The sequence below is a fragment of the Pseudomonas sp. C8002 genome (assembly GCF_013385765.1).
GTDB lineage: Bacteria > Pseudomonadota > Gammaproteobacteria > Pseudomonadales > Pseudomonadaceae > Aquipseudomonas.
This window is the reverse complement of sequence record NZ_JACAPJ010000018.1, coordinates 49,607-61,760: the sequence shown is the minus strand read 5'-3', so window position 1 is coordinate 61,760 and position 12,154 is coordinate 49,607. Positions and strand designations below refer to the sequence as shown.

Annotated in this window: 10 protein-coding genes; 2 read left to right on the top strand and 8 right to left on the bottom strand. The window is 61.0% G+C overall.

Annotated elements, in window-relative coordinates; translation table 11 throughout:
- Nucleotides 1-119 precede the first annotated feature (119 nt).
- The 3 genes from HX814_RS23060 to HX814_RS23050 are packed head-to-tail and all read right to left on the bottom strand — an operon-like array spanning nucleotide 120 to nucleotide 2,578.
- On the bottom strand, nucleotides 120-671 hold the full coding sequence (locus HX814_RS23060) for a GNAT family N-acetyltransferase (RefSeq protein ID WP_177009636.1): 552 nt from the start codon (nucleotides 669-671) through the stop codon (nucleotides 120-122).
- A 4-nt stretch (nucleotides 672-675) separates the two neighbouring features.
- Entirely contained in the window at nucleotides 676-1,137 is a 462-nt protein-coding gene (locus tag HX814_RS23055; RefSeq protein ID WP_003214086.1) for an LEA type 2 family protein, read from the bottom strand.
- A gap of 13 nt (nucleotides 1,138-1,150) precedes the next feature.
- Nucleotides 1,151-2,578 (bottom strand): nucleobase:cation symporter-2 family protein, encoded by a 1,428-nt coding sequence (locus HX814_RS23050; RefSeq protein ID WP_008431217.1) that lies wholly within the window; start codon nucleotides 2,576-2,578, stop codon nucleotides 1,151-1,153.
- A 235-nt stretch (nucleotides 2,579-2,813) separates the two neighbouring features.
- Here HX814_RS23050 and HX814_RS23045 point away from each other — a divergent pair, with 235 nt between their 5' ends.
- Complete coding sequence (locus HX814_RS23045) at nucleotides 2,814-4,439, top strand: methyl-accepting chemotaxis protein (protein WP_177009635.1); 1,626 nt, start codon at nucleotides 2,814-2,816, stop codon at nucleotides 4,437-4,439.
- Between the two features lie 148 nt (nucleotides 4,440-4,587).
- Here HX814_RS23045 and HX814_RS23040 read toward each other — a convergent pair whose 3' ends face one another.
- From HX814_RS23040 to HX814_RS23020, 5 genes are all read right to left on the bottom strand, one after another.
- Complete coding sequence (locus HX814_RS23040; RefSeq protein ID WP_177009634.1) at nucleotides 4,588-5,565, bottom strand: D-glycerate dehydrogenase; 978 nt, start codon at nucleotides 5,563-5,565, stop codon at nucleotides 4,588-4,590.
- Complete coding sequence (locus tag HX814_RS23035) at nucleotides 5,565-6,860, bottom strand: MFS transporter (RefSeq protein WP_003214078.1); 1,296 nt, start codon at nucleotides 6,858-6,860, stop codon at nucleotides 5,565-5,567. Before HX814_RS23035 ends, HX814_RS23040 begins: the two co-directional genes overlap by 1 nt.
- A 55-nt stretch (nucleotides 6,861-6,915) precedes the next feature.
- Nucleotides 6,916-7,860, bottom strand: coding sequence for a sugar kinase (locus tag HX814_RS23030; protein WP_087694383.1), 945 nt, complete (start codon nucleotides 7,858-7,860; stop codon nucleotides 6,916-6,918).
- Entirely contained in the window at nucleotides 7,853-8,635 is a 783-nt protein-coding gene (locus HX814_RS23025; RefSeq protein ID WP_177009633.1) for a sugar phosphate isomerase/epimerase, read from the bottom strand. The genes HX814_RS23030 and HX814_RS23025 overlap by 8 nt, the downstream gene beginning before the upstream one ends.
- A gap of 88 nt (nucleotides 8,636-8,723) precedes the next feature.
- The gene (locus tag HX814_RS23020) at nucleotides 8,724-9,782 is read right to left on the bottom strand and encodes a LacI family DNA-binding transcriptional regulator (protein WP_003214073.1); all 1,059 of its coding nucleotides are present in this window, start codon (nucleotides 9,780-9,782) and stop codon (nucleotides 8,724-8,726) included.
- Nucleotides 9,783-10,058: 276 nt separating this feature from the next.
- On the opposite strand from HX814_RS23020, the gene HX814_RS23015 reads away from it, so the two are divergent.
- Nucleotides 10,059-12,050, top strand: coding sequence for a hypothetical protein (locus HX814_RS23015; protein ID WP_177009632.1), 1,992 nt, complete (start codon nucleotides 10,059-10,061; stop codon nucleotides 12,048-12,050).
- Nucleotides 12,051-12,154 lie beyond the last annotated feature (104 nt).

The window sequence follows — 12,154 nt, the reverse complement described above, 5'->3', positions numbered from 1 at the left end:
GCCGAGTGGTGGGGCAAGAGCGTTTTGCTTACTTTTGCGCTGTTCAAAAGTGAGCCGCTGTAAGAGCGGAACCCATATCAGCCGTTACCCAAATAACGGATATACACCCAAAACCCACCTCAGCCCCGCCGACTCCTCAGCCATTCCTCCCGGGTAATCTCCCAGATATCCTTGGGCAAACTCCCAGCGACAAACTGCCCCTCATCGGTCCTGACCAACCGCATCCCCGTCCGCTCGGAAATCCTGCGAGACGCCACGTTCGGCGCCGCCTTGGGCACGCGCATCACAGGCCGCTCCAGCACCTCAAACCAATACTCAGTCACCGCCGCACTGGCCTCGGCCATCAACCCCTGGCCCTGCCACTGCGGCGCCAGCCAAAAGCCGCGGTTGTTGTCCACCTCATCCATCAGGCTGACATTACCAATCAACACCCCAGGCGCGCTTTTCAGGCGGATCGACCAATGCCACTCCTCACCCCGGGCCATCGCCGGCAATGCAACATGCTCCAGATAGCTGCGCGCACCATCCGCCGGGTACGGCCAGGGCACCAGGGCATTCAGGTAACGCACCACTTCCCAGTGCGGAAATTGCTGCTGGACACCCTCGGCATCCTCCAGCGTCAACGGCCGCAGGATCAGCCGTTCGGTATACAGCGTAGGTTGCGCATCCATGTCGTTACCAAGTGGCAGTGTTGGGAAAGTCCAGGGTCCCGCGATCCACAAAACGCATGGTGCCGAACAGGCCACCTGCGAGTTTCCCGCGCAACACGTACGGCAGGTTATTCAAACTCTGGGTCTGGCTCAAGCCAAGGGTCTGGCGCAACACGGAAAACGCCGAAACGCTCACCGGCACCGTCAGCACCGTCTCCGAAAAGCGTGGGATCGAGCCACCCTGGTCACTCACCCCGGACGCCAGCGGCCGGCCATTGACCTCCAGGTCCAGGGCCACGCCGCTGTAGTCGATCGCGGTTTCATTCGGATTTTGTATCCGCAGCTTCACCGCGAAACGCACTTCCAGGTCCTGGCTCTGCAGCGGCTCGATGCCCACCACGTTGATGTTCACCGGGTCGCGATTGGGAAACAGCGCGCACGCGCTCAGGGTGAGCAGCAGCAGTGACAAAACCATGAGCTTGCGCATAAAACGGGTTCTCCTATTTCGTGACGTCCGGGTCCTGCATCACTTTGAGGGTGGAGGCTTCCGGATCAAATTCATCTTCTTCCAACTCTATGAACTCCTCAGGCAGGAAGATGTTCAGCACGATAGCGCAGAACGCCCCCACGGTGATTGGCGACTCGAAGATGTTGTGCAGTGCCTTGGGCAGCTCGCGCAGTACTTCCGGCACTGCTGCCACACCCAGGCCCATGCCCAGGGAGATCGCCACGATCAGCACATTGCGCCGGTGCAGGCCGGCTTCGGCGAGGATCTTGATCCCGGCCACGGCCACGGTGCCGAACATGATCAGCGTGGCGCCACCGAGTACCGGCTTGGGCATCAGTTGCAACACCGCGCCGATCATCGGGAACAGCCCCAGCAGCACCAGCAGCCCGGCAATGAAGTACGCCACATAACGGCTGGCCACGCCGGTCAACTGGATCACCCCGTTGTTCTGGGCGAAGGTCACCATCGGCAAGCTGTTGAAGGTGGCCGCCATCACCGAGTTGAGGCCGTCGGCCAGCAGGCCGGACTTGATGCGCTTGATGTACAGCGGGCCCTTGACCGGCTGTTGCGAGATCATCGAGTTGGCGGTCAGGTCACCGGCGGCTTCCAGGGGCGAAATCAGGAAGATCACCGCCACCGGGATAAACGCCACCCAGTCGAACGAAAAACCGTACTTGAACGGCACCGGTACGCTGATCAGTGGCAACTGGGGCAGGGCGCCCAGGTCGACGCGGCCCATCCACCAGGCCACCACAAAACCCAGGGTCAGGCCGATCACGATCGAACCCAGGCGCAGGAACGGGTTGTTGAAGCGGTTGAGCACCACGATGGTCAGCAACACCAGGGCCGCCAGGCCCATGTTGCCGGCGGCGCCCAGGTCGCTGGCGCCATAACCGCCGGCCATGTCGGTGACGGCCACCTTGATCAGCGACAAACCCATCAAGGTAATGATGGTGCCGGTGACCACCGGGGTGATCAGCTTGCGCAGCTTGCCGATGAACTGGCTGAGCACCACTTCGATAAACGCCGCGAAGAAGCAGATGCCGAAGATCGTCGACAGGATCTCATCGGTGCCGCCGCCCCGGGCCTTGACCATGAAGCCGGCACTGAGGATCACGCTGATAAACGAAAAACTGGTGCCTTGCAGGCACAGCAGGCCCGAACCCACCGGGCCGAACTTGCGGGCCTGCACAAAGGTGCCGAGCCCGGACACAAACAACGCCATGCTGACCAGGTACGGCACTTCGCTTTCCAGGCCCAGCACGCCGCCGACGATCAGCGTCGGGGTGATGATCCCGACAAAGCTGGCCAGCACGTGCTGCAGGGCGGCAAATATCGCCGCGCTGAAGTGCGGACGGTCGTCGAGGCCGTAGATCAGGTCGGATTTATAACGGGGGCGAGGGGTTTGAGTGTCAGACAAAATACGGGCCCGGGTAGGAAAAAGGAGGCGCAGGATGCCAGAAAGTGCCAGTTGTCAGAAGTGTGAAAAAAAATTTCGAAACATCCCCCATTAAATCCTCAAGCCGGCCGATACCGTTTATAGGCCCACATACCTATTACAACAGTGGCGCCAGCCGGTCAGAGCGGCGCGTTGACGCCCACTGACCGTGTCGCGGCAGGGATGCTCGCAGCCACTACTTCTAAGAGCGCCCCCTATGTCCCTTCGTAACCTGAATATCGCACCTCGAGCTTTTCTCGGTTTCGCCTTCATCGCGTTGCTTGTCGTTATTCTTGGGGTGTTTGCGGCGAACCGCATGACCCTGATTCGTCAGGCATCGGTCGACATGGGCTCCAACCAACTGCCCAGCGTCGGGTATCTGGCGACCATGACCGAAAACGTCCTGCGCCTGCGGATTCTCTCTTTTCGTGTGCTGGTAAACCGTGAGCCGGCGGCTCTGGATGAGGCTCAAACCCGCATGGGTGTGCTGGTGGACAAGGTCAAGACGGCACAGGCCGCTTATGCAGGCATGCCAGCCGGGAACGAAGAGGCGGCGCTGTACAAAACGTTCTCCCTCACGCTCGACAATTATCTGAAGGCCCAGGCCGAGATGGTTGCCTTTTCACAGCAGAACAAGGTCGAAGAGATGCGCGCCCTGATCAACAGCCGCATCAAGGACGGCACCGACCAGATGGGCGAGCAGTTGAATAAACTGATCGCCATCAACGCTGCTGACGCGAAGCAGGCCGACACCGAGGCCGGGCAAAGTTATCAGGATGCAATCACTGGCATCATCGCAGTCTCCGTGATTGCTGCGTTGATGACCGTACTGCTGGCCTGGCTGCTGACGCGCAGTATCGTGACGCCCTTGCGCAAAGCGCTGGAGGTTGCTGAAACCATCGCCGGCGGCAACCTGAGCAAGCCCATCGAAGTCGACGGCAAGGACGAACCGGCCCGCCTGATCGGCGCCTTGGCCGCGATGCAGAACAACCTGCGCCAGACCATCCAGCACATCGCCGGCTCGGCCACGCAGTTGGCCTCCGCCGCTGAAGAGCTCAGCGCCGTCACCGAAGAAGCCTCCAAAGGCCTGCAACAGCAAAACAACGAAATCGACCAGGCCGCCACCGCGGTCAACGAAATGACGGCCGCCGTGGAAGAAGTGGCGCGCAACGCGGTGTCCACCTCCGAGGCCTCCAGCCAGTCCAACCAGGCTGCGCGGGAAGGGCGCGACCGAGTGGTGGAAACCGTCGGCGCGATCCAGACCATGACCCAGGACGTGCAAAACACCTCGGTGCTGATCGAAGGCCTGGCCACCCAGGGCCGTGACATTGGCAAGGTGCTGGACGTGATTCGCGCGATTGCCGAGCAGACCAACCTGCTGGCACTCAACGCGGCGATTGAAGCGGCGCGTGCCGGTGAAGCCGGGCGTGGTTTTGCGGTGGTGGCGGACGAAGTGCGGGCCCTGGCCCATCGCACGGCGCAATCGACCCAGGAAATCGAGAAAATGGTCGCCGGCATCCAGAGCGGTACGGGTGAAGCGGTGCAGTCCATGCAGCAGAGCAACCAGCGCACCCAAAGCACCCTGGAAATGGCGCGGGCTGCCGGTGTGGCCCTGGAGCAGATCACCCAGTCCATCAGCCTGATCAACGAGCGCAACCTGGTGATCGCCAGTGCCTCGGAAGAACAGGCTCAGGTATCCCGCGAAGTGGATCGCAACCTGGTGAACATCCGCGACCTGGCGACGCAGTCGGCGGCGGGTGCCAACCAGACCTCAGCCGCCAGTCACGAACTGTCGCGCCTGGCAGTGGATTTGAACGGGATGGTGGCGCGCTTCGTCATCTGACCTGAAATACGATCAAAAATGTGGGAGCGGGCTTGCTCGCGAAAGCGGTGTGTCAGTTGATGCATTCGGTGGCTGACACACCGCCTTCGCGAGCAAGTCGAATCGTCGCACCGCCGCTCCCACATTGGCTTCTGTGGTGCTTCAGGAATCAGTGTTTCCAGGCGGCTGGGTTCACCAGGTTCTTCGGCTTCTCACCCGCCAGCGCCGCCAGCAGATTGTCCACCGCGCACTTGGCCATCGCCTCCCGCGTCTCATGAGTCGCTGAACCGATATGCGGCGTCGCCACCACATTGCTCAAGCGCAACAACGGCGAGTCATGCTGCAGTGGCTCGCGCACAAACACATCCAGTCCCGCCGCACGAATCGTGCGCTGTTGCAACGCCTCGATCAGCGCCGCCTCGTCCACCACCTTGCCTCGGGAGATGTTGATAAAGATCGTCTCCGGGCCCATCAACGCGAACTCTTCAGCACCGATCAAACCTTCGGTTTCAGCCGTCAGCGGCAAGGTCAGGCACACAAAATCGGCTTCCTGGAGCAGGTCCGGCAGGCTGCGGTATTGCGCGTCAAACCGCGCCTCCACTGCAGGTTTTGGCGAGTGGCTGTGGTAGATCACCGGCATGCCGAACCCGAAGTGCCCACGCTGGGCCAATGCTTCACCTATCCGGCCCATGCCGATAATGCCCAGGGTCTTGCCATGCACGTCGCTGCCGAAATGCAGCGGGCCGATGTTCTGGTTCCAGTTGCCGGCGCGCACCATATTGGACAGCTCCACCACTCGCCGGGCGGTCGCCAGGATCAGGGCGAAGCCGGTATCGGCGGTGGTTTCGGTCAGCACGTCGGGGGTATTGCTGAGCAGGATGCCGCGCCCGGTCAGGTAGTCGATGTCGTAGTTGTCGACACCGACCGACACGCTGGCTACGGCCTCAAGGTTTGGCGCCAGATCCAGCAGTTTGGCATCCAGGCGCAAGCTGGCACCGAGCAAGCCCTGAGCGGTCGGCAAGGCTTCACGCAGTTTGGCCAGGCCGCTTTCATCCAGCGATTCAATAAGCGTGACCTCGGCCTGTTCATGCAGGCGGGCCATCAGCGGTGCAGAGAGTTTCTTGTAGAGCACGACAGACTTTTTCATCAGGTCTTTACCTTCAATTCAAGGGATTGCAGCGGGGCGCGTTCGCGGTCGCTGGCGCCGGGCTTGAGAAAGATCGTCAACACCACCGACACCAGCAGCGCACCGCTCATCAGCAAGTACGAGGCGCCGGGCGATCCGGTGCTGCTGTTGAGGTAGCCCACCAGATACGAACCGCCGAACGAACCGAGGGCGCCCATGCTGTTGATCAGCGCCATGGCACCGCCGGCGACGTTGGCCGGGAGGATTTCCGGGACGATCGCAAAAAACGGCCCGTAAGGCGCATACATACAGGCCCCGGCGATCACCAGCAGGGTGTACGACCACCAGAAGTGTTCGGCGCCGAGCACGTAGGACGCATAAAACGCGATGGAGGCGATCAGCAACGGTGGCCACACAAAACGTTTACGTTTTTGCAGTTTGTCCGAGCCCCAGGACACCGCCAGCATGCCGATCACCGCCGCCAGGTACGGCAGCGCCGACAGCCAGCCAGCCTCGACCATGTCCATTTTCAGGCCGGCCTTGAGGATCGACGGCAGCCACAGCACGAAGCCATACACGCCAATGCTCCAGCAGAAAAACTGCAGCGCCAGGATGATCACCTTGGGTGAGCGAAAGGCCTCGGCGTAGTTCTTTACCGCCTTGATGCCCACTTGTTCTTCGGCGAGGGCGGTTTCCAGGTCTTTTTTATGCTGGGCGCTCAGCCATTTGGCGTCGGCGGGTTTTTCATCCGCCAGCTTCCACCAGATAAACGCCCACAGCACCGCCGGCAAACCTTCGATGATAAACATCCAGCGCCAGCTGAAATGCTGTACCAGGTAGCCCGAGACCACCGACATCCACATCATGGTCACCGGGTTGCCGAGGATCAGGAAGGTGTTGGCTCGCGAGCGTTCCGCGCGGGTGAACCAGTGACACAGGTACACCAGCATCGCCGGCATCACGGCGGCTTCGACCACCCCGAGCATGAAGCGGATCACGATCAGCATGTAGGCGTTGGACACCATGCCGGTCAGGGTGGCCAGGCCGCCCCACAGGATCAGGCTGACGAAAATCAGCTTCTTCACGCTGCGTTTCTGCGCGTAGATCGCACCGGGCACCTGGAAGAAAAAGTAGCCAAGGAAGAACAGCGCGCCGAGCAATGACGACATGCCCGGGGTGATCATCAGGTCTTCGGCCATCCCGGAGGCGGCGGCAAAGCCGTAGTTGGCGCGGTCCAGGTACGCCAGGCTGTAGGTGATAAACACGATGGGCATGATGTACCACCAACGGCGGGTGGCGAGTTTCAACGGTTCCATAAGGTTGCTCCTGAGCTTGTTGTAGTTGTGGCAACAGGTAACTCGGTGATGCTGATTAACCGGCTTTCTGGGTGTGGGGCAGATCGGTCCTGAACGGCAAGCCTTCCATGTCGCCACGGCTCTGCACCGCGCGGCTGCCGATCCAGTTGCCGCGCTGCACGGCTTCGCTGAAGCTCAGGTTTTCCAGGAGCGCGCTGATCATGCCCACGGCAAATCCATCGCCGGCGCCGACCGTGTCGACCACCTTGGCCACTGGCACGGCGGCGACAAACCCCTGGTCCAGCTGGGTGCGGTAATACGCGCCGTGGGGCCCGAGCTTGATGGCCACGGCTTCCACGCCCTGGTCCAGGTAAAACGCGGCGATGTCGGCCGGGTCTTCAAAACCGGTGAGCAAGCGGCCTTCGCTCAAGCCCGGCAACACCCAGTCCGCCAGGCAGGCGAGGGCGTTGATTTCGCTGATCATGCGTTGCTCGTTCGCCCACAGGGACGGGCGCAGGTTCGGGTCGAAGGACACGCTGCGCCCGGCCTCGCGCATTTGTGTCATCAACTGGCGCGACAGGTCGCGGGTGGCGTCCGACAGCGCCGGCGGAATGCCGGTGGCGTGCAGGTGCCGGGCTTGCAACAGCTCAGGCTTGATCGCCTCGACCGACAGATGGCTGGCGGCCGAGCCACGGCGGAAGTACTCCACCTGCGGATCATCGCCGGCTTCCTCGCGGGACTTGAGTTGAAAACCCGTGGGGTGCAGCGGGTCCACCGCCACATGGGTGCAGTCCAGGCCTTCGTTCTGCAAGGTGTCCACCACGAAGCGCCCGAGGGAATCGGCACCCACGCGGCTCAGCCATGCGACGTTGAAGCCCAGGCGTGACAGGCCGATGGCGACGTTGCTGTCGGCGCCGGCAATACGCTTGTGAAACTGGGCAACCTGGGCCAGGTCGCCGGTCTGTTCGGCGACAAACATCGCCATGGTTTCACCAAACGACAGGATATCGATCTCAGACATGTGCGTTCTCCACGCGGGGCTGGCCGAGGACGGCGAGGGTGGCGACCTGCTGGGCGGTGACCGGCACCAGGTCATTGCCTTGCAGCGGAAATTCCACGGCCCGGGTAATACCTTGAGTCATGTGCTTGAGCAGTTGTTCCCACAGATGCAGGTCGGCGGCGCCCGGCGGCAAAGCCACCAGCTTGCCGTCGGCGCGGCGGGCCACGGCCTTGCAGTGCAGGTAATCCACGTGGCGGCCCAGCAGGCGTGCAGCGGTGGTCGCCGACTGGTCCTGCCATTGCCAGTTACCGATATCGAAGGTCATTTTCACCGGCACCGCCAACCGCTCGATTTCGTTGAAAAAGCGCTGCATCGGCTCGATGCGCCCGCCGTGCAGGGTCTGGTCGTTTTCCACCAGCAGCTTGACCGGATGCCGGTTGAGCAGGGCGCTCAAGCTGTCGAGGTCGTTGGTGTCGGTGAAATAGCCCAGGGAGACTTTCAGCCAGCGGGCGCCGAATGCCTGGGCGCGGTCGAGGGTGACGGCCAGTTCGGCATTGGGCTGTGAGCGACCGGCCACCCAGAGTTCCAGGGGCGATGAGAACACGCACTCCAGGCCTTGATCGGCTGCAGCTTGCGCCAGCTCATGGGGTTGTTCGGTGGTCAGCAGCTCTTCGCGCCATTCGATGCGTTGCGCGCCGGCGGCAGCCAGCACCTCGACGAAACTCAACTGGCCTTGCTGGCGGACCAGGTCGGCGCCGTAACTGGAAAGGCTGATGGAGACGGGGTATTTATGCATTGTTATGGACCTCTGAAACCGGTTTCATTTTTATTCGCAACATAAACGTGTGGGAGCTGGCTTGCCTGCGATGGCGGCGGTCAGCCGCCTACTGCTTCGCCGGAGAAACCGTTATCGCAGGCAAGCCAGCTCCCACAAGGGATTGGGTCGAGCCCCGGATAATCAGTTGTGGCAAGAAATCCAGGGTGCGTGGGGGCTGGCTATCGCCGCGCAAACGCTTGAGTAAACAGTCAAACGCACTGGCGCCAATGGCCTCGGTGGGCTGGGCGAGGGCGGTGATGCCGTTGCCCACCAGCGGGTACCAGTCGAGGTCATCCAGGGCGATCAGGCCTACGTCATCAAACAGGTCGCAGCCTAGATTTTTCAATGCACGGGTACAGGCCAGTGCCGCGATTCCGTTGGCGCAGAACAACGCCTTGGGGCCGGATTTGCCTAGAAACTTTTGCAGACGCTGTTCCAGTTCGCCATCCAACTCCAGTACGGCGCCGGTCAACGTCGGACGGTTGGTCATCTCCGCCTTGAAACTGTCCAGGCGCTCAAGCCGCGAGCTGGTGCCGTCGGTGGCTTCAGTCACCAACAGCAGGTCGCGATAGCCTTGCTGTTCCAGATGCTCCACGGCCATGCGCACCGCCACCGGGTTGTCCAGCCCTACCAGGTCGCTGTGCAGCGGTTCGACCTTGCGGTCCACCAGCACCAGGGGCATTTCCCGTTGCAGTTCCAGCAATTGGTCCAGGTGATGGCCGAGGGTATTCACGATCAGCCCTTCGATATTGTAGGCACGCAGGGCCGCCAGGTGCTGGCGCTCCTGCTCGTCATCGCGGTCGGTGTTGCACACCACCAGGCTGTAGCCGTGCTGGCGGCAGGCGGTTTCCACGCCATGCATCACGGCAATCGAATAGGGGTTGCGGATATCGGCTACCAGCATGCCGATCAGGCGGGTGCGCCCGCGTTTCAGGCCGCGGGCCATCTGGTTGGGGCGATAGCCCAGCTCATCGATGGCCTGCTCGATGCGCAGGGCGATGGCATCGGAGAGCAGGGCACGGTCGTCGCCGATAAAGCGCGACACGCTGGCCTTGGACACACCGGCGCGCTCGGCGACGTCCAGCATGGTCACGCGGCTGCGTTGGGCGGCGGAAAAAGTAGTCACGGCGGCGGGCCTTTCTTATTGGATTTATCTGGGTTCCAAGGCGAAACCAATTGCTGAAACCGGTTTCAGGAAACACCAAGTAGGAAATTTCGTCAAGCGCTGCTCAGTAACCGCCCTGGCAGCAAGGCCGAGCAAAAGCGACGAATGGAGGGGTCTACCTGTTAATTCTGACAGTATCCGGACGAAGGAATCGGGCGCTTAATTCTCTCAACGCCACTTGGTATACACACGCCGCCTGCCGGCAGGCCACTGTCCACCGTGTTGAGGATTAAACCCATGTCTGACGTCTCTGAATCCACTTACCTGATCAAACCCTTGGGCGCGGACGACGGGGGCACTGTGTTGCTGGACCCGATGGACATACCCGGCGTCGACAGTGGTGACCCCCGGGGCGTGATCCCGCGCTCGCGCCTGCAGGGCCCGCTGCAGGTCAACATTCCGATGTGGAACCCGCGACCCGAGCCGCTGCTGGATGAGCCGCACATCGTGCGCCTCCGCTGGGTGTGGGCGGGTGTCGATGAGGTGGTTGATTCGCGGCAGGTGTTTGGCCCGCCACCCCCTTTGCCAGCGGTGATCTCACTGGAGGTGCCCCTGTCACGATTGACTGACGAGGGCTCCGGCACCGCGCAACTCTACTACACGGTTCAGGACTCCTTTGGCGGCGTCAGTGTGCTGAATCCCAGGAGAACACTCACCATCGATCTGGATTCGCCTGAGTTACTGAACCCTCTGGATACTGTGGATTTTGTAGTTGCCCCGACCCCGAACGTCGATGAGCAATACCTGCTCGATAACGTGCCGATGGCGTTCAATATTCCGTTCTACACCGTGCGCTCGGACAGGGACCGGATTGAATTCTACCTGTCCAACCGGGATAACCCGCCGCTAAGCGCGGCGGACGCCGAGTACGTGATCGCGTTAGCCTCAGACCCGCTGGTTGCTTACGTGGACCCCGATATTTTTCGCAGGTTGAACAACGGTGACGCCTATATTTTCTACCGCATTTTTGACGAGGCAGGCAATTTCAGCAGCCAGAGTGCCGGACTGCTGTTTCAGCTGGCACTGACGCCGTTGCCGAGCAACTTGCCGCGTCCGCAAATTCGGCCACCGGCATACGACGACGGCCTGATCAAGCGCGATGATGCACGTCGTGGCGTGTTCATGCGCATTGACCCCGCCTACGACGATTGGGCGCCGGGGGACCAGGTAATCGCCTATTGGAATGCCCGTCCGACAGTCCCGCAGCCGGTACTGGGCTTCCCTTGTGATGTGGAAATTCCATGGCTGACCCTCAGGGGGCCTGCGCCTGTACCGGTTCCCGAAGCGGCGGTGGTGCGCTACGAAATCATTCGCGGAGCCCTGCCTCCATTTCGTTCCTTATCGGAACGGTTCAATGTCGACCTGACGATTGCCGGCCAGGACCATCCCAATGCGCCCGCATTGCTTAACCCGACCCTGGCCAGCGTCACGGTGATAGGGCGCGGCTCCAAGACTCCCAATCAGCTCAATCATCTGGATCGTGGGCTGGCTGCCCAGGCATATGTTCCTTTGTTTGCAGATCCGGTTGCGGGTCAATTGCTCAGTCTGTTCTGGAACGGTGTTGGCCCGGTGGCCAGCCATCCCGTGCAGTTGGGGGAGGTAGGAGGGCAGTTGGTGTGGTTTACCGATATTCCCTGGAATCTGATCGAGGGGACGGTCAATCCACGTCTGCCGGTCCATTACCTCACCAGTAATGGGGTCAACGAACAACAGTCGCCGCCAACTTTTGTGAATGTCGATGTGACGGCGCTGATTGATTTTACTCCTCCGCAAGTTCAGCACACCCTGACTAGCGAGTATGTGACCTGTTGTTCTTCGCCTTCGCCTTTATATGGCGTGCATTGGTTGATTCCGGGCAATATCGGCCTGCAACTTAACGACGAGGTGCGTTTTCACTGGCAAGGCTATGCGCGTAATAACTGGGTTGATCCTATTGCTGGCACTGAATACGAAGAAACCATCCAGGTGCTGCAATCCCATATTGATAACGGTATTAAAGTTGTGGTGGAACCGTTCGACCGGACCCTGGAGCCTATGCGCGAATACGGTTCAGCTGTCGCCAGTTTCGAAGTGTGGCGCAACCTGGGCAAGGTGGGTGACTCCCGGCCAGACGTCAAGGGGAGCGGACATATCCGTGTCGACCTGACCTTTCCAACGGGTGGGTTTTGTAAACCCGGGGATGTCATTAGTTGCACTAGTGATGGAAAGGCAACGTTGCTCAAAGATTAAAGGACTGGGTGTATTTGTTGTTGTGCAGGGAATAGTCGGCGTGTGATAGGCGTGCAAGCGCTTTGTCTCGCGACGCGAACGGCTACGTCAATGGTAGGGAAGTG

Coding starts and splice junctions, on each gene's coding strand:
- HX814_RS23060 (WP_177009636.1), bottom strand. CDS start 671: ATGGATGCGCAACCTACGCTGTATACCGAACGGCTGATCCTGCGGCCG.
- HX814_RS23055 (WP_003214086.1), bottom strand. CDS start 1,137: ATGCGCAAGCTCATGGTTTTGTCACTGCTGCTGCTCACCCTGAGCGCG.
- HX814_RS23045 (WP_177009635.1), top strand. CDS start 2,814: ATGTCCCTTCGTAACCTGAATATCGCACCTCGAGCTTTTCTCGGTTTC.
- HX814_RS23040 (WP_177009634.1), bottom strand. CDS start 5,565: ATGAAAAAGTCTGTCGTGCTCTACAAGAAACTCTCTGCACCGCTGATG.
- HX814_RS23035 (WP_003214078.1), bottom strand. CDS start 6,860: ATGGAACCGTTGAAACTCGCCACCCGCCGTTGGTGGTACATCATGCCC.
- HX814_RS23030 (WP_087694383.1), bottom strand. CDS start 7,860: ATGTCTGAGATCGATATCCTGTCGTTTGGTGAAACCATGGCGATGTTT.
- HX814_RS23025 (WP_177009633.1), bottom strand. CDS start 8,635: ATGCATAAATACCCCGTCTCCATCAGCCTTTCCAGTTACGGCGCCGAC.
- HX814_RS23015 (WP_177009632.1), top strand. CDS start 10,059: ATGTCTGACGTCTCTGAATCCACTTACCTGATCAAACCCTTGGGCGCG.